Source organism: Dactylosporangium sp. NPDC049742, from assembly GCF_040674675.1.
GTDB classification, from domain to species: Bacteria; Actinomycetota; Actinomycetes; order Mycobacteriales; family Micromonosporaceae; genus Dactylosporangium; species Dactylosporangium maewongense.
The window spans coordinates 1-20,172 of record NZ_JBFANF010000093.1; the positions used below are offsets into that span (position 1 = coordinate 1).

Below are 20,172 nucleotides of genomic sequence, written 5' to 3' on the forward strand. Positions count from 1 at the left end.
CTCGATGCCGCTGCGCTGGGTGTAGTACCAGGACAGCGAGTCGGCGCGCAGCTTCTCGTAGGCCGCGTTGACGCCGATGTCGAAGGGCACGCTGGACGGGCCAGGTCGTTGTCGTCGGACAGGTCCGGGTCGCCCGCGACGAGGGCGGGCAGCGGGACCGGGGTGTCGACGACGTACAGGCGGTTGTCGCGGGGGCGTTCGCTGGGCGGGTCGGTGTCCAGCAGGCGGAGCCGGCCGTCGCGCTGGGCGGCCTGCACGGTGCTGATGGCCCGGCCCAGCGTCGTCCGCCAGCGGGTCGGGTCGGCGAACGTGGCCCCGTCGACCGCCACTTTGCCGTCGGCGCGCAGCTCGAGCAGGTCGACGGGGCCGCGCTTGATCTCGACGGAGACGATCCGGCAGCCGGCCGCGCACTGCGGCACGGCGACCTCCACAGTGGCCTCCACCGCCGGCGGCGGCGGCGCGGCCGGGTCGACGGGCACGGCGGGGAGCTCGCCACCCGGCGGCCGGAAGACCGCCGTCACGCGCTCCGCGTCGCCGGCCAGCAGCATGGTCACCGGCGAGCCCGCCGAGACGAAGCGCAGCGAGAGCCTGGTGCCGGTCAGCGTCAGCGGCGCGGGCGCCGCGGCGCGCAGCGACGGCAGGTCGACGCCGGTGACCGCGCGCAGGCGGGTGCCGTCGACGGCGATGACCGGGGCGCCGATGCCGGTGCCGATCGCGACCGCCATCGCGTCCCGGCCGCCGGGGTCGGTGGCGCGGACCGTGGCGAGGAGCCGCTCCCGGTCCATCGGCGCGATCCGCAGCACGCGGTCGGCGCCGACCTCGACGGCGGCCCGGTCGGCGCGGGCGGTCGCGGCCCCGGCCCAGTCCTGGGCGGCGACGGCGAGGACGCAGGTGGCGGCCGCGAGCACGGGCACGATCCGGTACGCGGTCCGCCGTCGGCCCAGGGTCAGGCCAGCGAGGGCACCGCCGACGTGCCCGCCGGCGAGGGCGGTCCGTCCGGCGAACCCGGCGAGGGACAGCAGCGCGCGCGTCGCCAGTACACCTGCCGCCAACGCGATCAGGAGCACCGCGGCCTGACCGAGGCCGAACCCGGTGTCGCGCCGCACGTTGGCGGCCGGCTCCGCGGCGAGCTGGAAGACGGCGGCGGCGCCGACCGCGAGGACGCAGATCTCCAGGGTCGCGGCGATCAGCGGGCGGCGGGGCTGCACGACCCGCAGCAGCGCCGGCACGCTCGCCCGGGTCGCCGGCCACTCGGCGGCGACGACGATGACGACCCCGGCGGCCAGGGCCGGCCACAGCGCGGGGCGCAGCGCGACCGCCCAGGCGGCCCCGGCCAGCAGCGGCACGAGGCTCTGCCCGGCGGTGCCGGCGAGGATGCGCCACGGCGGCATGCCCCGGATCGCCATGCGGGCGGCGTCGGCGCGGCGTTCCTGCGCCGCGTAGCCCGCCGCGACCGCGATCGCGAGGCCGCCGCACAGCAGCAGCTGCAGCTCGACGAGCAGCAGCCCGCGCCGGACCCCGCGGCGGTCGGCGGCGACGGTCGCGGCGAGCGTGCCCGCGGCCGAGGAGACGTCCACGGACCCGTTGCGCAGGCGGGTGACCATGGCCTCGATCCCGGCCGGGTCGTCGAAGGCCTCGGCAGGCAGCAGGGCGTCGTAGGTGGCGACCGCCGCGCCGCCGGGCTTCGCGACGGTGTTGCGCGTGGTGTACGCGGCGATCCCGTCGAGCCCGGACCAGTACCAGCCGAGCGGGTCGCTGGGCGCGTAGAGCCCGACGAGGGTCAGCGGGACCACAGCGGTGCCGGAGCCGCCGTCCTGCTTGAGCGTGCCGCCGACGGCGAGGTCGAGCTGCCGGGCGACGTCGGGGGCCAGGACGATCTCGCCGTCCTGCTCGACGCAGCGCCCCTGCACCAGGGTGATGTTGTCGCAGAACCCGTCCACGGCCCGCAGCTCCAGCGGCAGGCGCGAGGTGTCGGTGCGCAGGACGCCGGAGTACCGCACGCCGATCAGGGTCCGGTCCGCGGGGACCCGGGTGATCGTCGCCCGGAACCGGCCGACGATGTCGTCGGGTGCGGTGCCGAGGGCGACGGAGGCATGGACGGACAGGGTGCGCTCGACGGGGGTGGCGGCTTCGACCCTGGCGGTGGCGGCGCTGCGCTCCAGGCGCCCGGACACGGCGTCGGCGCCCACGGCCGCGCCCATGGTGACCGCGGCGAGGACGAACATGACGACCGCGGTGGCGCGCCGGGCCCGCAGCGCGGCGAGAATCAGGCCCAACACGTAGAGGACCTTACGTCACACGAGGCTGTTTTCGGGGTCCTGTGCACCGGGGGGCGCCACCTCGTGCAGCGGGCCGGCGAGCCCGTAGCGGTGGCCTTGGCCGTACCGGCAGCCCAGCGCGGCCATCGTCGCGGCCTGACGGTCGGTCTCGATGCCTTCGGCGACGACGGTCACGCCCATGCCGGCGCAGATCGACACGATGGACCGGCAGATCGCCTCGCTGCGGCCGCCGTCGGCGAGGGTGAAGCTGCGGTCGAGCTTGACCTCGTCGACGGGGATCGCGTGCAGCTGGGCGAGGGCGTTGTACCCGGTGCCGAAGTCGTCGAGGGCGAAGCGCACGCCGAAGCGGCCGAGCCGCCGCACCGCGCCCGCGGCGGCGGACAGGTCGGGCAGCGGCGCGGTCTCGGTGAGCTCCAGCAGCAGCCGGTGCGGGGCGAGCCCGTGGCGCAGCACGGCGGCGCGGACGGTCTCCTCGTGCTCGGGCCGGCCGAGGCGGGCCGCGGACGTGTTGACGTGCACGGCGATGCTCGCCCACGGCCCGCGGAACGCGGCGGCGTCGCGGCAGGCGCGGTCGAGCACGAAGTCGTCGACGAGGCGGATCAGGCCGATCTCCTCGGCGGTGGCGATGAACATGTCGGCGCTCACCGGGCCGAGGCTCGGATGGGTCCAGCGGGCGAGGGCCTCGACGGCGACGACCGTGCCGTCGTTGAGCCGCACGATCGGCTGGTAGTGCACGTCGAGGCCGCGCCCGTCGCGCAGCGTGTCGGCGAGCATCTCGGCGAGGTCGGAGCTGCCGGTGCCGTCGGGGAGGTCGACGCGGTAGCGCACGAGGGTGCCCTTGCCCTGGCGCTTGCCGGCGTACATGGCGGCGTCGGCGCGGCGCAGCAGCATGTCGGCGCTGTGCACCGGCCCGTGGGTGCCCGCCTCGACGAGCCCGACCGACGCGGCGACGCCGACCACGGCGCCGTCGAGGTCGAACGGCTCCCGCAGCGCGGCCATGATCCGCTGCGCGGGGACGCCCGGGTCGCCGCCGCCCTCCAGGAGCACCGCGAACTCGTCGCCGCCGACGCGGGCGATGGTGTCGCCGTCGCGCACCGCGCCGCGGAGCCGTTCGGCGACCTGCCGCAGCAGCCGGTCGCCGGCGTGGTGGCCGTAGCGGTCGTTGACGGCCTTGAAGTCGTCGAGGTCCAGGAAGAGCACGGCGAGGGGGCGGTTGTCGCGGTGGTGCAGGGCGAGGGCGTGGTCGAGCCGGTCGTGGAACAGCACCCGGTTGGACAGCCCGGTGAGGCCGTCGTGGAACGCCTGGTGGCTGAGCCTGGCCTGGCTGTCGGAGAGGCGGTCGAGCAGCACCGCGTTCTCGACCAAGGTCACCGCCTGCCGGATGATCAGCAGCGAGATGACCGCCGTCTCGACGGCGATCTCGAACGCGTCCATCGGCCGGCCCTGCACCAGCTGGATCATGAAGAGGACACCGGTGCCGGCGACCGGCACGTACGGCAGCAGCAGGTGCCCCCAGCGGTGGTGCGGCCTGCCTGCGGCCGGTGCCTGGTCCGGGCTTCCGCTCTTCGTCGGGGTCAGCGCGGCCACGGCGACGAAGGCCTGGCCGGCGATGAACCCCGCGTCCGCGAGCGGCGGCATGCGCTCGGCGCCGGCGGCGACCAGATAGGCGAACACGCTGTCGGAGAACGACAGGCAGAACAGCCCGATGCCGAGGAACGACAGCTGCCGCCGGTTGGCGGCCGCGGACCTGGCCAGTAGCAGGATCACGATGACGGTGAGCAGCAGGTCGGTGACCGGGTAGGCGATCGCCACCGTGTAGGCGAACGGGGTCGCGGCACCGGCCCGCACGACCGCGCCGAGCGACGTGGCCCAGGTCAGCACGAACAGCGCGCCGACGACGATGAGCCCGTCCAGGACCATGACCAGCTGCGCGGCGAGCCGCCGGGGCCCGCCGCCGCCGGGCCGGTCCACGGCGAGCGCGACCAGGGCCGGCAGCGCGAAGACCGGCAGGGTCAGGTAGCCGGCGTCGGCGAGCGACGGCGAGGGCAGCGCGTCGTCACCGAACAGCTGGTGCCAGGACCAGATGAACTGGCCGATCGACCAGCCGCAGGCGCCCGCGCCCATCCACAGCCGCCAGCTGCGCTGGGCGCCGGTGTGCCGCCGGGCGGTGAGCCAGCAGGTGAGGGTCGCGGCCAGCCCGGCGCCGAACTGAGCCAGGTCGTCGACGAACTGCGACCACCACGGCCCCAGTAGACCCGAGCCACCCAGACCGACGGCCCCGAACACCCCGGCCACGGCGACGGCGAGCGGAACGGACACAGGTCTGCGCGACAATGAACGCATCCTCACCGGAGGTGATCACGACAACACGCCACCCGTACGCTACCTCAACCGTCCACCGCTGAGGTCACGAAACACATCGGGGCCGTGTCGCATTGCCGCAATGCATGCCGGGCCGCCCGTTCTTCAGCCCGCCCCGATGCGGCGGGCAAGGGCCGGCTCCAGCGGGAACGGGCGCTCCACCGGCAGCAGCCGCTGCGCCTCGGCGGTCCTACCTCCACGCACCAGCGCGGCGATCTTGTGCACGGCCGGGGTGAGGTCGGTGAGCCCGGTGACCCACTCCTCCGCGTACGTGCGGATCAGCTCCCGCCCGACCCCCACCTGGATGCTGTAGTGGTTGAGCGCCGCACCACGCAGCGACCGCTCCGGATCCCACTGCACGTGGACCCGCGCCCGCGCCAGCTCAGGGTCACTCGTCAGCACCGCCTCACCGAGCGCCCGCTCCCACCCCGCCCGGCTGATCCGCACCGCGAGGATCCGCTCCTGCCCGGCTTTGCGCGCCCAGTTGCTGCGGTGCATCAACCACAACAGCGACGGCTTGATCCACGTCATCCTCCCGAACGAGAACGGCGCCACGAACCTCCCCGCCACCAGCGCCGTGTCGGCGATCGCCCGCGGGTACGCCTGATAGACCACGATCGTGCTCGCGTCGAAGTCGGCCCGGATCTGCCGCTGCCCGGTCATCACCACCTCCGCCCCCGACGATCGACCCACCGCCCCCGCCCCAGCAACCCGATTCCCGCCCGGCCTGCTCCTGCCCCCGTCTCAACCCTCACAACGCCCCACTCCTCACATACCGCCCACCCCTCAGCCCGCCCCCTGCCGCCCCACCTTCACCGGGTCCTGCCCCCGCACGCGCCACCCGCCCTTTGCACGCCCCTGCCCCACACCGCACCGCCCGCTCTCACGGCACCGCCCGCTCTCACGGCACCGCCCGCTCTCACGGCACCGCCCACCTCACGGCACCGCGATGCCCCATCTCGCGCTGCCCACTCCGCACCGCCCCACTCCGCACCGCCGCGCTCCGCACCGCGACGCTCTTCGCCGCGACGCTCTCGGCTCAAGACGCGCGACGCCGCACGACTCGTCGCGACGCCCCCTGCGGTGTGTGCCGCCTCGCGACGTCGGCGGCTCGGTTGAGGCCGGTTCAGTGGCATCCTCCGAGGTCGCGGAGGATTTCCGAGGCTGAGACCGGGTCCAGGGCCGAGAACGGGACGGTGCGCTCGCTCGACCACTGGGCGCCGCCGGCTGGGCGGATCCAGATCTCCAGGGACTGCTCGGGGTGCTCGCCCGGGACGCCCATCATGATGCCGGGGTCGAGGTCGGCGATCAGGGTGCCGCCGCCGGGCAATCCCGGGCCCGCGGGCAGGTCACGCTCGATCCGGCCCTGGTGACCGCCATCCTGCCCGGTCCGGCGCCAGCCGCGCCGCTCCAGGCTGAGCAGCTTGACCGTCAGCGCCTTCCTGCCGTCGAACCGGTCGAGCCTCGTCGCCGAGCCCTCCTGGGCCGTCAACGCGTGGACGTCGCGGGCCAGTTGGCGGAACGGCTGCAGGATCTCGTAGTCGGCGAACACCTCCGACCATTTCGGCACGTCGAGGTGTACCGGATGCGCCACCGACACGACGGCGTCGTCGGCGAGCAGGACGGGCCCGTCGCCGGCGTCCGCGAGCGTCCGGTCCTCCGCCAGCCGCACCGCGACGTCCACGCCGCCGTGCGTGACGAGCCACACCAGCCGCCGGGCGATCTGCCACAGCAGCGGGTGCTGCAGGAACGTCCGGCGGAACTCGGCCCCCGTCCACTCCCGCCGCATCACCATCGCCCGCTCCAGCCGGTGCGCCTGCTCGCCGGCGACCTTGCGGACGGCCTTCTTCGCGGCGGCGAAGCGTTGCTGGGCGACCGGCGCGAGGCGCGGGTCGTCGCCCGCGGCGGGCGCGGGCAGGTCCTTGCGCCTGGTCCCGGCCTCGTCGATCACGTACGGCCGGAGCTGCTCGTCGAACCCGCCCACGAACCCGCGCGGGCCGTAGTCGAGGGTGAGGGTCGCGTCGGGCGACAGGTCCAGGTGCGGGACGAGCCGGTCGGCGAGCTGGTCCGGGGTCAGGTCGAGGGCTTCGGCGACCTCGCGGAGCTTCAGCTCGGCGCGTGCCCTCACCGCCTTGGCCTTCACCTTCGCGGCGATGTCCTGCAGCTGGGTCAGCGCCGCGTCGGTGCCGAGCTGGGCGAGCATGTCCAGGCCCGCCGCCGCCCGCTGGTGGGCGCCCTGGTACGGCCAATCCCGTACGGCAGCGGCGAGCCGAACCGCGGTCTCGTCGTCGCCGAGCAGCGCCTGCGCGTCCAGCACCCAGCCATCCGCCGTCGGCGCGTCGGCCCGCTCCCAGCGCTCCAGCAGCGCCCAGGCGAACCGGGCCAGATCGGCCGGCTCGCAGGCGTCCCTGACGATGGGGATTCCCGCGTACGGGTCGTCGCCCCTCGACACCATCAGCATCGTCACCAGGTGGCCGGCGGCGTCGGCCGGCAGGACGTGCGCGCCGCCCCGCGGCCTGACCGGCGGCAGCGTCGCCGGGTCGGCCCACGCCGGCGCGAACGGTATCCGCGCGGGCAGGACGTCGAGCGGGTCGGTGTCGAGCAGGTCGCGGATCGCGTCGCCGGCCCGCGGCCCGTATCCGCCGGCGACGTCCAGGACCGTGTCCCGGTGCCCCGCGGCCGCCAGGGCGAGCAGCGCCAGCTCCGCGTGCCGCCGGCCCACCCCCTGCTTGCCGAGGGCGGGCGGCACCAGCGCCCGCGCCGCGGCCCGCGGATGCCGCCGCAGCCATTCCAGAGCGACCGCCCGCGCCGCCTTCAGCCGCCCGTGCCACCCGGCGACGAGCACGGCGACCTCCGGCCCCGCGTACGCCAGCAACGCCGGCCCTCCGTCCGCCGGGCTCCGCCGCGCGACCCGCAACACCAGCGGCAGGGCCGCGACCCCGAACCGCGCGGCGATCAGCCGAAGCCAGTAGTGCGCACCCCACAGGCGCTTCGGCTCCCACGTCGCCAGCAGCGGCCTGACGAGGTCCTCGGGCCCCGCCTCGAACAGGTCGACGGCGAGCCAGTCCTCCAGCGACCCGGCCCGCAGCTGCGAGGCGAGCTGCTCGGGGTCGTTGCGGTACACGCTGCGCTTGAGCCGGGCGACCAGCTGCTCCCGCTCACCGGGCGGCCACACCACGGCCGGCTCGTCGTCGCACCGGAGACCGGGCACCACGACCGGCTTCACCACCGCCCGCCGCACCTCCCACGGCGGCGTGACCAGCACCGCCGGCAACGCCACCCGCCCGGCCTCGGTCAAGCCCCCGTTCGCCGCCCGCGCACCATCTGCCACGGCCGGCACCAGCCCCGGATGCCGCACGGCATGCCGCCGCAGCAACTCGGCGATCCTCGCCCCACGCTGCGCCGCGGCTGCCGCCAGTTGATCCGCCGCAGCCGAACTCCCCGAAACCACCGCGACCGTGCCCGGAATCCCCGAACCCGCCGCGATCGTGCCCGGACTCTCCGAAACCGCCGCGGACACAGCCGAACTCCCCGAACCCGCCGCGACGGTGGCCGAACTCCCCGAGACCGCCGTGGTTGCAGCCGAACTGTCCGAAACCACCGCCTCCGCGGCCGGATGGCTCGAGGCCGCCGGTGCCGTCGCCAATTGGCCGGCACGGGACGCGGACGACAGGAGGCGCATCGCCCGCTCCGGGAAGCGCTCGGCGGCGGTCTCGACGGCCGACTGGGCGCCGCGGATGTCGAGCGCGTCGAGCAGTGCCTGGAACGCACGGTCGGTCGGAACAGCGGCCAGGGTCGTCATCAGGACGCGCTGCTCGTCGGCGGTGCCCCAGTCCGACCGGTGCCAGCCGGCGTAGACGTCGAGGACGCCGTCGCCGAGCCCTTCGCCAACGGTGTGGATCATGGCGGTGCCACGCAGCAGCCGCCAGCCGACGGAATGGATCTGGGGACGGATCAGGGCCGCCTGCGCCGGGGTGTGCGCGGCCGCCATGAGCAGCGGTGCGTGCGGATGCCGCCGGCCGTCGGCGGCCAGCTCCCTGGCGTCCTCGTCGACCCAGGCGGTCTGATCGGGGGCGAGGAACGACGCCGCGATCCGCCGGGCGAGCGTCCCGGCCCGGGACTCCCGCAAGGACTCGACCGCCGGCACGTCGCGGCCACCCGACTCGGCGAGCTGACGGGACGGCATCCCGGCCCGCAGGTCCGACAAGGACTCGACGACCGTTGCGTGGAGGTCGTCGGAGGCGGCGGCGAGTGCTACACGGAGCTGGGCGAGGACCGTCTCGACGCCGCCGGTGCCGTTGTGTGCGTCGGCCTCGTCGGCGCGGTGGGTGACCGTCGTGTGCCGTCCAGGGCAGGTCGGGGCGTCGCAGCGCACGGTGAGCGGCCGGAGTCCGGCGAGTTCGATGCCCGCGGCCGCGGCGAACTTCAGGCCTGCGCCGGCGATCCAGTGGTCGGCGATCGCCCGCGGGTCGAACGTCGGCACCCGCGGCGTCCAGAGCAGGATTGCGGCTGCCGCCGCCGCGCCGAGCGGGGTGTCGGGAGCCGCGTCGGCCAGCGCCGCAGCGGGGGAAAGGCGCAGGGCTGTGGACGTGTCGGGCCAGGCCGGCAACGTCTCCGCCACGGGGGCGTAGGCCACGCGGATTCCGCCGCGTCGCGGGTGGATGCTGCGCCGCCAGGACGCCGGCACCACCAGCCGCGCCGCCTCAGTCGCGCCCGCCGCAGCGGCAACGCCGGCCACAGCGATGCCCGGATCCACACCCACCGGCGTTGACGAACCAGCACTAGCCGCCGCAGCGACAGACTCGTCCGACGAACCAGCACCGGCCAAGGCAGCAACAGGCCCTGATGACGAGCCAGCACCAGCCGCAGACGTAGCTGACGAACCAATACCGACCAAAGCAACAACGGGCCCAGCCGGCGAGCCAGCATCAGCGACAGCAGCGACAGGCCCAGCCGGCGAACCAGCACCTGCCAGAGCAGCAACAGACCCGGGTGACGAGCTGGCGTCAGCCGACGCGGTTGCGGCTGGATCGGCCGGCAGGGAGGACGGGACAAGGGTTGGGTGGCGCAGCGCGTGGCGGCGTAGCAGCTCGGCGACGAGTGGGCGGTCGGCGGAGGCGGTCAGCAGGCGCATCGCCCGCTCCGGGAAGCGCTCGGCGGCGGACTCCACGGCGGCCTGGGCGCCGCGGACGTCGAGTTGGCCGAGCATCTCCTGGAACGCGCGATCCGACGGGACGGCGGCGAGGGTCTTCAGCAGTGCGAGCCGGTCGGCGGCGGTGACCTGGCGCAGGCGCCACCAGCCGGCGTAGGCGTCGAGGATGCCGTCGCCGACGCCCTCCGCGACCGTGTGCATCAGGACGGGTGAGCGCAGCCGCCAGTAGGCATCGCCGGTGAGGCAGCCGTGGACGCGGCGCGCCTGCTCGTGCGTGTGGACCGCGGCCAGCAGCAGGCAGGCGAGGTCGTCGGGGCGGCCCAGGCCGGCGAGCTCCACGCTGTCGGCCTCGACCCACGCGGTCTGCGACGGGTCGAGGAACGAGGTGGCCACCCGTCGGCGCAATGTCCCTTCCCGGTACGGCAGCAGCGCCTCCACGACCTCGGCGTGGACGTCGTCGGTGGCCGCGGCGACGGCCGCCCGGACCGGGCTCAGGATGCGGGCCGCGTCTGGCCAGGAACCGTGGCCGCCGCGCGCGACGAACCGGTGCCCGTCGCAGGGCCGGTCGCCGCATTCCCGGACGTGCCGGTGGTCCATGCTGCACTGCCGGCGGGCTCCGCGGAGCGAGAGGAACTCCACGGTGGCGATCGCGGCGAAGGGGAGGCCGAACCGGACGATCCACTCGTCGATGACGGCGCTGTCCAGGGCCGCGCCGATCGCCGCGGCGCCGAAGGGGGTCTCGGTGCCGTCGAGCATGGCGAGGCCAGCCGCGGCGGCCCTAGGGTCGGTGTCCGGATCCTCCAGAACGGCGCGCGTGACGGCCCAGTCGGGCACCTCGCCCGGCGCCGGCGCGTACGCGACGCGGGCACCGCCGCGGCGCGGGTAAATGCTGCGCCGCCACGACGCCGGCACAGGCCCACCCACCGCCGCAGGCAGCGCGGCCCCGACCACCGGAATTCCAGTCACGGCGTCACCCTAACCAGACCCACCGACAATTCCGGGCCGCCGCCGGACGTGGGCTCAGGCGAACACCGGCGGCTGTCCCGTCGCCTCCAGGACCGACAACCACAGGTCACCGTCGGGATCGACGAGGTTGCGGGAGCTGATCGCGAGGGAGATCGGCACGTGCACGAACCGTCCCCGCCACCTGCCCACCACCATCTCCGTCCGCCCCGCCATCGCGGCGTGCACGGCGGCGTGCGCGAGGCGGATGCAGTACACGCTGTCGTACGGGTTCGCGGGCACGCTGCGGATCGTGTAGCTCGGGTCGATGTACTTCAGGTTGGCCTCGACGCCCGCCGCGGCGAAGTCCTCGGCGATGCGGTGGCGCAGGTACCGGCCGAAGTCCTGCAGGCGCACGTTGCCGGACGCGTCCAGTGAGGAGGCCGCGTCGAACAGTTCCTGGCCGGCACCTTCGGCTACGACGATCATGGCATGTCCGCGGTCGACCACGCGGGCGCGGAGGTGGGCGAGGAAGCCGCCGGGGCCGTCGAGGGAGAAGGGCACCTCCGGGATGAGGACGTAGTCGGCGTCGTTGTTGGCGAGCGCCGCGTAGCACGCGATGAACCCGGAGTGCCGCCCCATCAGCTGGACGAGCCCGATCCCGTTCGGGAACGCGGTCGCCTCCACGTGTGCGGCCCGGATCGCCTCCGTGGCCTTGGCGAAGGCCGTCTGGAAGCCGAAGGAGCGTTCGATGTACGGAATGTCGTTGTCGATCGTCTTCGGCACGCCGACCACGGCGATGCGCCGCCCGCGCTCGGCGACGACCTCGGCGATCTTCAGCGCGCCGCGCATGGAGCCGTCGCCGCCGATGACGAACAGGACGTTGACGGACAGCTGCTCGAGGCAGTCGACGATCTCGTCCGGGTCCTGGTTGCCGCGGGAGGTGCCGAGGATCGTGCCGCCGTACTCGTTGATGCCGGCGACGGCGTCGGCGTCGAGGTCGACCACGGACCGGCCGTAGCGGGCGGTCATGCCCTGGTAGCCGTTGCGGAAGCCGAAGATGCGCCGCACGCCGTAGTGGTTGGTGAGCTCCAGAACCAGCGCGCGGATCACGTCGTTGAGCCCGGGGCACAGCCCGCCGCAGGTGACGATCCCGACGCGGGTCTTCGACGGGTCGAAGAAGATCTTGCGGCGGGGGCCGCCGGGCTCGAAGCCGGGCAGCTCGTCGACGGGCACCCCGCGCGCCGCGACGAGGGACACGGTGTCGTCGAGCAGGACCCGGTCGGACTCGTCGACGTAGTGCTGGGTGGTGCGCCCGGTGCGCAGCAGCGCCGCGAGGGGTGAGTCGATGCGGCTCTCACCGAGCGTCCTGACCTCGAGCCTGGCCCGTTCGTCCACCATGTGCCCATGCTGGTGGACGCGCGTTTCGGGCCGGTGAAATCGGTTGAGCGCTTTGCCGCCGGCGGGGATGGTGGAGCGATGCGGGTCACCTTCCACCGGCTTGCCGACCACCAGTGGGCCGATGTGCTCATCGAGCGCGACGACGGTGTGGTCTACCGGATGCACGCGGGTCCGGTGACCGCGCACGCGCCGCACGACCTGGTGCACTTCACCGTCGAGGACGCCCTCGGCATGCCCGACGGGATCTGGGGCGCGATCGCGGGCGGGGTCGTGTTCCGCAGCATGACGCACGTGTCGGGGCGCCGGCCGCCGCACGCGGCGGAGCGTTCGGCGGAGCTGATCCGGGCCAACCGGGACCGGCTGCAGCGGGCCGAGCTGATCGGCGGGTTCGTCGAGCGGGCCGCCGCCGTCCCGGACGGGGACCTGGACCTCGACCGGCTCGCCGCCCAGCAGGGCGCGGATCTGCTCACCGCGGGCGACAAGGCGGCCGTGGTGCGCGCGGTCGCCGCGCTGCGGGCCGCGCAGCGGACGTGGGCGGGCCTCGAGGTGGGTGCCGAGCTGACGTTGACGTGGCCGCGGCACCGGCGGCTGGCCCCGCTGGAGCGCAAGGTGCGGCGGCAGCAGACGCTGCGGCGGGCTTCCTAGGTGTACGAACCGAGGTAGCGCAGCCCATCCCAGAGGCACAGCAGACGTCGCGGCCGGTTTCCTAGGTGTACGAACCGGGGTAGCGCAGCCCACCGCAGAGGCACAGCAGCACGATCGCGAGGAGGAACGCGATCCCGAGGGTCCATGCCGCGCGGATCGCCACCCGCGTCTGCAGGTCGCGTGGGCGGGTGGGGGTCACGACGGGCGGCTGCACGGAAGCGGGGCCGCTGCCGTCGAGGGGATCGACCCAGCCGGCGGCCGCGGCCGCGAAGTCGCCGGTGAAGGCGGCGTGGTCGGCGGGGATGCGTCCGGCCAGGCGGACCGGCAGGGCGTCGAAGTCGCCGCCGTCGCCGACGACGATCACCGACCCGGGGACCCGCCGGCGGTCGAGGGCCTCCAGCGCCAGGAGGGTGTGGCCGACGGCGTCCGCGCCGGTGCCGGTCACCACGACGACAGGAGCGCGGACGGCGGAAGCGAGGTCGGCCACCGTCCAGTCGCCGCCGGTCGGCGTGACGACCCCGTCGCCGACGAGGATCACGACCCGGTCGTGCTTCGCACCCAGGTCCTTCACGACCGCGGTGACGGCGTCGAGCCCGGTCCCGGCCGGCAGTTCGACCAGCGCCGCCACGTGCGAAGCCAGCACCGCGAACTGCGAAGCCGGCCCGGCTGCCTGTGAAGCCGGCCCGGCGGCCTGCGCATCCACCCCCACGACCTGCGAAGCCGGCGCCGCGGCCTCCGAAGACGGCCCAGCGGCCTGCGAAGACGGGGCCGCGACCTGCGAAGACGGCCCAGCGGCCTGCGAAGACGGCGCCGCGACCTGCGACGAGGGCGGAGGGCCGCCGAGCACCACCGCGGCGGCGCTCCCGCCGGTGGTCGCGGCGAGGGCGGCCGCGGCCACCACCCAGTCGACGGACGACGAGGTGGGGGTCACGACCCAGGGGCCGCGTACAGGCAACGACATCGACGCCGATCCTAAGCCCGCGGCGGCGCCGTCGACGACCGCACCACCAGGTGCGTGGCGAGCTCCACGTGCAGGGCGTCCAGCTGGTGGCGCTCCAGCAGGCGGACGAGCAGCGACACCGCCATCCGCCCCATCTCCGGCAGCGGCTGGCGGACCGTGGTCAGGCTGGTGGCCTCGGCCAGGTCGATGTCGTCGAAGCCGGTCACCGACAGGTCGTCCGGCACCCGCAGGCCCCGCTCGGCGGCCGCCTGCATCGCCCCGACGGCGGCCTTGTCGTTGAACGCGACGAGCGCCGTCGGCGGCTGCGGCAGGTCCAGCAGCGCGCCAGCGGCCCGCCGGCCCTGCTCCGTGGTCGGCTCGATGGCCCGGAGCAGCTCGACGGACGGCAGGACCCCGACGTCGGCGAGCGCGGCGTTGTGCCCGGCCAGGCGGGCATCGCTGGCCAGCCACTCGGTCGGGCCGCCGATGACGCCGATGCGGCGGTGGCCGAGGCCGACGAGGTGCGCGGTGACCTTGCGGGCGCCGGCGAAGTGCGCCGCCGACACCGACACGATGTCGGGCGGCAGCGTGGTGCGCGGGTCGACGACGACGAACGGGATCCGCCGCCGCTGCAGCTCGACCAGGTCCGCGCCCGGCTCGGGCGGCAGGATCACGATGATGCCGCCGATCCCGTCGTGCCGCTCCAGGTCGCGCAGCAGCGGGGTGCGCTGGGCCGCCTCCCCCGCGGTGAGGACCAGCTGGCGGCCGTGCAGCTGGACGGTCTCGGCGATCGACGACACGATCAGCCCGAAGTAGTCCGTCAGCACGTACGGGCAGCGCAGGTACACCCGGTCGCCGGCCGGGCGCGGCTCCCGGGCGGGCACCTGCGCGCTGAGCCGCTCCGCCGCCTGGCGCACCAGGTCGCGGGTGTGCGGGGCGACCGTTCCGTGGTCGTTGAGCGCTCGGGACACCGTGGCGATCGACATACCGGTCGCCGCCGCGATCTCTCTCACCGTGACCTTGCGCATCCGTTGCGGTCCCCGTTTCCGGCGTCTTTGGGAAGGACACTTGACAGTAGGCCGACCAGGGCTGTTTCCTGGTTCCAGGCGATGTTACACGCCGATGTTTCATTTGTTACAGCTCCCCGGCAGGGGTGTCCGGGCGAGGACGGCGACGGTGGGGTGGTCGTCCGGGCCTGGCGGACGGGGCGGACGGTCGGGGCCGGCCGCCCCGTCCACTACGCTCGTCCCGGTGCTGTTCATGGTGATCGAGCGGTTCAAGGACGGTCAGCCCCGGCCCGTGTACGAGCGGGCCCGCGAGCGCGGCCGCCTCATGCCCGACGGCCTGCGCTACGTCGACAGCTGGGTCGAGGCGAGCTTCGCCCGCTGCTTCCAGCTCATGGAGTGCGACGACCTCACGCTGCTCATGACGTGGATCGCCCAGTGGTCCGACCTGGTCGACTTCGAGGTCGTGCCGGTGGTCACCAGCGCGGAGGCGGCGGCCGCGGTCACCGGCTGAGGTTGCGGGCCGCTGGCATGATCGCCGGATGCTGTTCGCCGGGCTGGTCCTCGTCGCCGTCGCCGCATCGCACGGGTACCTGTGGCTACGGCTGGTGCGCGACACGACCCGCCACCCCCGGGCCCGGCGGATCGGCGCCTGGGTGGTGGGCGCGCTGGCGCTGCTCTTCGCCGTCACCGCCGTCGGGAACCGGGCGCTCCCGCGCCGGTTCGAGATGACGTTCGAGCGCGTCGTCGGCTGGCCCGGTTATGTGTGGATCGCAGCAGCGGCCTACCTGTCCCTCGCGCTCATCGTCCTCGAGCTACCGGTCCGGTTGGCGACGTGGGTCCGCGGCTTACGCCGTACATCGGCGGAAAACGCAACGACGAGTGAGGATGCGGACCGGAGCCGGCGGCTGCTGGTGGCGCGCGGTGCCGCGATCGCCGCCGGGCTCGCCGCGACCGGCGTCACCGCCGCCGGGATGGTCACCGCGCTCGGCCCGCCACGGACCCGCCGGGTCCGGATCCCCCTCGCGAAGCTGCCGCGCGGCATGGACGGCACCCGGATCGCGCTCGTGTCCGACGTCCACCTCGGCGCGCTGCTCGGCCGGGCGCACACGGAGCGGGTGGTCGCGACCATCGGGGCCCTCGACGCGGACATCGTCGCCATGGTCGGTGATCTCGTCGACGGTACTGTCGGTGACCTCGCCGACGCCGTCGCCCCGCTGCGGGCGCTGCGCAACGCGTACTTCGTGACGGGCAACCACGAGTACTTCTCCGGGCACGAGGACTGGGTCGAGCACCTCGGCACGCTGGGGCTGCGGGTGCTGCGCAACGCGCGGGTGGAGCTCGGCGGGCTCGACCTCGCCGGGGTCAACGACGCGACCGGCGGCACCGTCGGCGACCCGCCCGACTACGACCTGGCGCTCGCCGGCCGCGACCCGGCCCGGCCCGTCGTCCTGCTCGCCCACCAGCCGGTCCAGGCGCACGAGGCGGCCCGCCGCGGCGTCGACCTGCAGCTGTCCGGGCACACGCACGGCGGGCAGCTGTGGCCGTTCCACTATGTGACCCGGATGTCCCAGCCGGTGATCAGCGGCCTGGGCGCCGTGGACGGTATGCCCGTCTATGTCACCAACGGGGCGGGCTTCTGGGGCCCGCCGGTGCGGGTCGGCGCGCCGCCAGATGTGACGTTGATCGAACTGCGGTCCGCCTGAGGGTGCATCGCGGTGTTCTTGGCGTACGATGGCCGCGTGATGACGGCGTATTGGCGCTTTACCGTGGCTCCGGGTGGAGCCGGCGGGCGTTTGCGCTGACCTGACATCACCCGGAGCCAGCAAGGGCAGAGACCAGCGTCTCTGCCCTTTGTCGTGTCACACGGCGGGCTGGAGCACCGGACCCGCCTCACACCTGGAAGAGGACGGGACATGAACACCAGCAACCTGCGCGTCACCGGGTACCGGCCGCTCGTCACGCCACGCGAGCTGCAGGCCGAGCTGCCGATGGACGACGCCCGCGCCGAGGTCGTCCGACGATCCCGGGACGAGGTCCACGCGATCGTGACCGGCGCCGACGACCGGCTGCTCGTCGTCGTCGGCCCGTGCTCGGTGCACGACCCGGTCGCCGCCGTCGACTACGCGCGCCGCCTCGCCGCCGTCGCCGCCGAGCACAGCGCCGACCTGTGCGTCGTGATGCGGGTGTACTTCGAGAAGCCCCGCACCACCGTCGGCTGGAAGGGGCTCATCAACGACCCCGGCCTCGACGAGACGTTCGACGTGCCCACGGGCCTGCGGCTGGCCCGCCGGCTTCTGCTGGACGTGCTCGGCCTCGGGCTGCCGGTCGGCTGCGAGTTCCTGGAGCCGACGAGCCCGCAGTACATCGCCGACGCCGTCTCCTGGGGCGCGATCGGCGCGCGGACCCCGGAGAGCCAGGTCCACCGCCAGCTGGCGTCGGGCCTGTCGATGCCGGTCGGCTTCAAGAACGCCACGGACGGCGACGTGCAGGTCGCGATCGACGGCTGCCACACCGCCGCGAGCCGCCACGTGTTCTTCGGCGTCGACGAGGACGGCCGCGCCGCCGTCGTGGAGACCGCCGGCAACCCCGACTGCCACATCATCCTCCGCGGCGCCCGCTCCGGCCCGAACTACGGCCCGGCGGAGGTCAGCGACGCCCTGGCGCGCCTGGAGAAGGCCGGCATGCCGCAGCGCCTCGTGGTCGACGCCAGCCACGGCAACAGCGGCAAGGACCACATCCGCCAGGGGGCGGTGGCACGGGAGATCGCCGAGCAGGTCGCCGCAGGCCAGGCCGGCATCGCCGGCGTCATGCTGGAGAGCTTCCTGGTCGAAGGCCGGCAGGATCTCGGCGGCGAGCTCGTCTACGGCAAGAGCGTCACCGACGCCTGCATGTCGTGGGACACGACGGAGACCCTCCTCGCGGACCTGGCCGCCGCCGTCCGCGCCCGCCGCGCCGCCTGAGCCACCCCGCCGCCGGCCATCTCCCCAGGTGGCCGGCGGCACCCGATGATCCGACCGGCGACGGACCGGAACGGTGTGTCGATGCGCGGTCACCGTCCGGCACAATCATCGAGTGACGGACGGTGATGCCGGCGCCCACGGCGTGCAGATCGGCAACCACAACACGCAGGCGAACCACTTCACGGTGCCCCGCCAGCCGCTGACCCCGGCGCACCTGACCGACCTCGACCCGGCGAGCGCCGCCCGCCGCCTGCTCCGCGAGGACCCCGACGAGGCCGCGGTCCTGCTCGCCACGAGCCCGAGCGCCGCCTCGCCTTCGCCGGGTGCTGGAGGCGATGCTGCGCGCCGGCGAGGACAGGACCGTCGCGGTGCTCACCTGCATGCACCCGGCGAAGGCGAGGCAGCTGATCGGCCGCTTGACCGGCGCCCCGCACTGGCTGGCGGACCTGCCCACTGCGACCGCCGCCATCCGGCGGGCCCACGACGACGCACGGACGACGCTGGGCGACGAGTCCGGCGCGATCGTCCGGCTGGAACCGCCGGGGTTCCGCCTGAACTGCACGAACGGCACGGTCTACTGGAGCCCGGCCGCGGGCGCCGTGCCGGTCCACGAACCGTTCCTCGCCTACTACGAGGCAACCGGCGGGCCGGATGGCCCGCTCGGGTTCCCGCTGCACCCGGCCCGCGGCAACAGCCAGCAGTTCGCCGACTCCCGCGTCGTCGTCACGTCCGGGCACGGCACGTTCACCACCACGCTGGACCTGTACCGCAAGAAGTTCCTGGGCGCGCCGCTCGCAGAGACGGCAGAGGTCGGCACCGGGTGGCGACAACGCTTCGAGCACGGCGACGTCGACACGGACCCCCTCGGCAGCACGTTCGTCGTGGCCGACGACATTCGGGAGGCGTTGCGCGCCACGGCGTGGACCGACCAGCTCGCCCTGACGTCCCGGGTCAGCATCCGTTCGTCGATCTCCGGCACAAGAGGCTCATGGCAGCAGTTCGGTTCGTCCAATGTACTGATCACCGTGTATGTGACTGGTAACGGCAGGACGGCGATCCTCGGCCACGCGACCCAGGCCGCCTACCGCCGCAACGGCGGTCCGGAAGGATGGCTGGGCTTTCCACTCACCAACCGCTTCTTCAGACCCTTACCGAACCGCTTCGAGGGAGGCGTGATCATCGGCAGGCTCGCGGTCCCGAACGCCGTCTACCAGGCCTCCCAGGCCGCCGGACTCGGCGACCCCGTGAGCGAGGCCGAGCCGCTCGGCACCGGTGAGGACAAGGCGCAGTTCTTCCAGCGGGGCCTCGTCACGGTGCGCGCGGGGAAGGTGCAGGCGTGGACCAGCAATTCGTAGACGCGCAGGGCGTGCAGATCGGGGACCACGGCACGCAGACGAACCACTTCACCATGGCGGGGCAGTCGCCGGCCGCCGCGGAGCTGCAGGCGCTGCATCCCCGGGCGGCGGCCCGGCGGATCCGGGGCATGCCGGCCGAGGACGGCGCCGCGCTGGTCGCCCAGCTGGCGGTCCAGCCCGCCGCGGACCTCCTGGCAGAGCTGCTCCGGCACGACGAGCCGGCCACGGTCGCCGTCTTGACCAGCATGTACCCGGCCCGGGCGCAGGCGCTGATCGAGCGGCTGACGGCCGTCGCGGACTGGCTCGCCGACCTGCCACGGGCGGCCGCCGAGATCCGCACGGCCCACGACGAGGCCCGCGCCGCGCTCGGCGACGAGTCCGGCCCGATCGCCCGGGTGCCCAACCGGCCTCTCACCGGGTTCCGGCTGGACTGCGCCCGTGGCGTCGTCCATTGGCACGGCACAACGGGTGCCGCCGTGGTCACCGGAGTGATCCACGCCAACTACGTCGCCGCATGGGGCAAACCCCTCACGTCGGAGCGCGCCGGCATACAGCGCTTCGAGCACGCGGATGTACACCTGCGCCCCTTTGGCTTTCCCGTTCCGGTATCCGGCGCCGTCCGCGATCTGTGGTCGGCCGAGGACGGCCGGATCGGCAGCACGCTGACGTACGCGCAGCAGGAAGGACCGTCGCCCAGCGGGGCGACCGGTTCGAAACAGGACTTCGCCGCAGGCCGGGTCTCCGTCTACGCGACTGACGCTTTCGGTGCCTTCGCAGTGTCAGGACCGGTTCTCTCGCGGTTTCAGAAGCTCGGCGGCCCCACCGGCTGGCTCGGCTTTCCGGTGAATCACGAGGCTGGGGACGAGCACGAAGCCGTCCAGCAGTTCGAGGCCGGCACGATCGTCTGGCGGCCGGACCGTGGCGCCATCGCCGTCCCGCTCGCGATCCACGTCGCGGCTCGGGAGCGAGGACTGGGATCGCCCACCGGGCCGGTGCGGCGGCTCGGCGGCGGAGCGGACCGGGCGCAGTTCTTCGACAAGAGGCTGGTCACGGTCCGCGACGGGGTCGCCGAGGCGTGGGTCCAGCCGCCGCTGGACGGGGCATCGACGGATCGCGCCGGTCCGGGATAA

The 20,172-nt window shown here is 74.1% G+C and carries 13 protein-coding genes; 6 read left to right on the forward strand and 7 right to left on the reverse strand.

Annotated elements, in window-relative coordinates:
• The 5 genes from AB0J72_RS54010 to AB0J72_RS54030 all read right to left on the reverse strand — a co-directional run.
• Window positions 1-2,279 (reverse strand): hypothetical protein (locus tag AB0J72_RS54010; protein WP_363415478.1); only part of this gene is annotated, 2,279 nt, incomplete at its 3' end.
• Window positions 2,280-2,294: 15 nt separating this feature from the next.
• The gene (locus AB0J72_RS54015) at window positions 2,295-4,598 is read right to left on the reverse strand and encodes an EAL domain-containing protein (RefSeq protein ID WP_363415481.1); all 2,304 of its coding nucleotides are present in this window, start codon (window positions 4,596-4,598) and stop codon (window positions 2,295-2,297) included.
• A 147-nt stretch (window positions 4,599-4,745) separates the two neighbouring features.
• Entirely contained in the window at window positions 4,746-5,303 is a 558-nt protein-coding gene (locus AB0J72_RS54020) for a DUF4291 domain-containing protein (RefSeq protein ID WP_363415485.1), read from the reverse strand.
• A gap of 463 nt (window positions 5,304-5,766) precedes the next feature.
• On the reverse strand, window positions 5,767-10,758 hold the full coding sequence (locus tag AB0J72_RS54025; RefSeq protein ID WP_363415488.1) for a DUF4132 domain-containing protein: 4,992 nt from the start codon (window positions 10,756-10,758) through the stop codon (window positions 5,767-5,769).
• 54 nt (window positions 10,759-10,812) lie between these two features.
• Window positions 10,813-12,135: an ATP-dependent 6-phosphofructokinase gene (locus AB0J72_RS54030; RefSeq protein ID WP_363415491.1), complete on the reverse strand. Its 1,323-nt coding sequence runs from the start codon at window positions 12,133-12,135 to the stop codon at window positions 10,813-10,815.
• A gap of 78 nt (window positions 12,136-12,213) precedes the next feature.
• Between AB0J72_RS54030 and AB0J72_RS54035 the strand changes: the two genes are divergently transcribed.
• Window positions 12,214-12,780: a hypothetical protein gene (locus AB0J72_RS54035; protein WP_363415494.1), complete on the forward strand. Its 567-nt coding sequence runs from the start codon at window positions 12,214-12,216 to the stop codon at window positions 12,778-12,780.
• A gap of 61 nt (window positions 12,781-12,841) precedes the next feature.
• Here the strand turns inward: AB0J72_RS54035 and AB0J72_RS54040 are convergent, their stop codons facing one another.
• Window positions 12,842-13,741, reverse strand: coding sequence for an AAA family ATPase (locus tag AB0J72_RS54040; protein ID WP_363415497.1), 900 nt, complete (start codon window positions 13,739-13,741; stop codon window positions 12,842-12,844).
• 11 nt (window positions 13,742-13,752) lie between these two features.
• The gene (locus tag AB0J72_RS54045) at window positions 13,753-14,733 is read right to left on the reverse strand and encodes a LacI family DNA-binding transcriptional regulator (RefSeq protein ID WP_363415501.1); all 981 of its coding nucleotides are present in this window, start codon (window positions 14,731-14,733) and stop codon (window positions 13,753-13,755) included.
• A 247-nt stretch (window positions 14,734-14,980) separates the two neighbouring features.
• Here AB0J72_RS54045 and AB0J72_RS54050 point away from each other — a divergent pair, with 247 nt between their 5' ends.
• From AB0J72_RS54050 to AB0J72_RS54070, 5 genes are all read left to right on the forward strand, one after another.
• On the forward strand, window positions 14,981-15,238 hold the full coding sequence (locus AB0J72_RS54050) for a DUF3303 family protein (RefSeq protein ID WP_363415563.1): 258 nt from the start codon (window positions 14,981-14,983) through the stop codon (window positions 15,236-15,238).
• 28 nt (window positions 15,239-15,266) lie between these two features.
• On the forward strand, window positions 15,267-16,430 hold the full coding sequence (locus AB0J72_RS54055) for a metallophosphoesterase (RefSeq protein ID WP_363415504.1): 1,164 nt from the start codon (window positions 15,267-15,269) through the stop codon (window positions 16,428-16,430).
• A 210-nt stretch (window positions 16,431-16,640) separates the two neighbouring features.
• Window positions 16,641-17,687, forward strand: coding sequence for a 3-deoxy-7-phosphoheptulonate synthase (locus tag AB0J72_RS54060; RefSeq protein ID WP_360562204.1), 1,047 nt, complete (start codon window positions 16,641-16,643; stop codon window positions 17,685-17,687).
• A 323-nt stretch (window positions 17,688-18,010) separates the two neighbouring features.
• Window positions 18,011-19,042, forward strand: a complete 1,032-nt coding sequence (locus AB0J72_RS54065; RefSeq protein ID WP_363415508.1) for a hypothetical protein — start codon at window positions 18,011-18,013, stop codon at window positions 19,040-19,042.
• Window positions 19,024-20,172 (forward strand): hypothetical protein, encoded by a 1,149-nt coding sequence (locus AB0J72_RS54070; RefSeq protein ID WP_363415511.1) that lies wholly within the window; start codon window positions 19,024-19,026, stop codon window positions 20,170-20,172. The genes AB0J72_RS54065 and AB0J72_RS54070 overlap by 19 nt, the downstream gene beginning before the upstream one ends.

Coding starts and splice junctions, on each gene's coding strand:
- AB0J72_RS54030 (WP_363415491.1), bottom strand. CDS start 12,135: ATGGTGGACGAACGGGCCAGGCTCGAGGTCAGGACGCTCGGTGAGAGC.
- AB0J72_RS54035 (WP_363415494.1), top strand. CDS start 12,214: ATGCGGGTCACCTTCCACCGGCTTGCCGACCACCAGTGGGCCGATGTG.
- AB0J72_RS54050 (WP_363415563.1), top strand. CDS start 14,981: ATGGTGATCGAGCGGTTCAAGGACGGTCAGCCCCGGCCCGTGTACGAG.
- AB0J72_RS54020 (WP_363415485.1), bottom strand. CDS start 5,303: ATGACCGGGCAGCGGCAGATCCGGGCCGACTTCGACGCGAGCACGATC.
- AB0J72_RS54040 (WP_363415497.1), bottom strand. CDS start 13,741: ATGTCGTTGCCTGTACGCGGCCCCTGGGTCGTGACCCCCACCTCGTCG.
- AB0J72_RS54060 (WP_360562204.1), top strand. CDS start 16,641: ATGAACACCAGCAACCTGCGCGTCACCGGGTACCGGCCGCTCGTCACG.
- AB0J72_RS54055 (WP_363415504.1), top strand. CDS start 15,267: ATGCTGTTCGCCGGGCTGGTCCTCGTCGCCGTCGCCGCATCGCACGGG.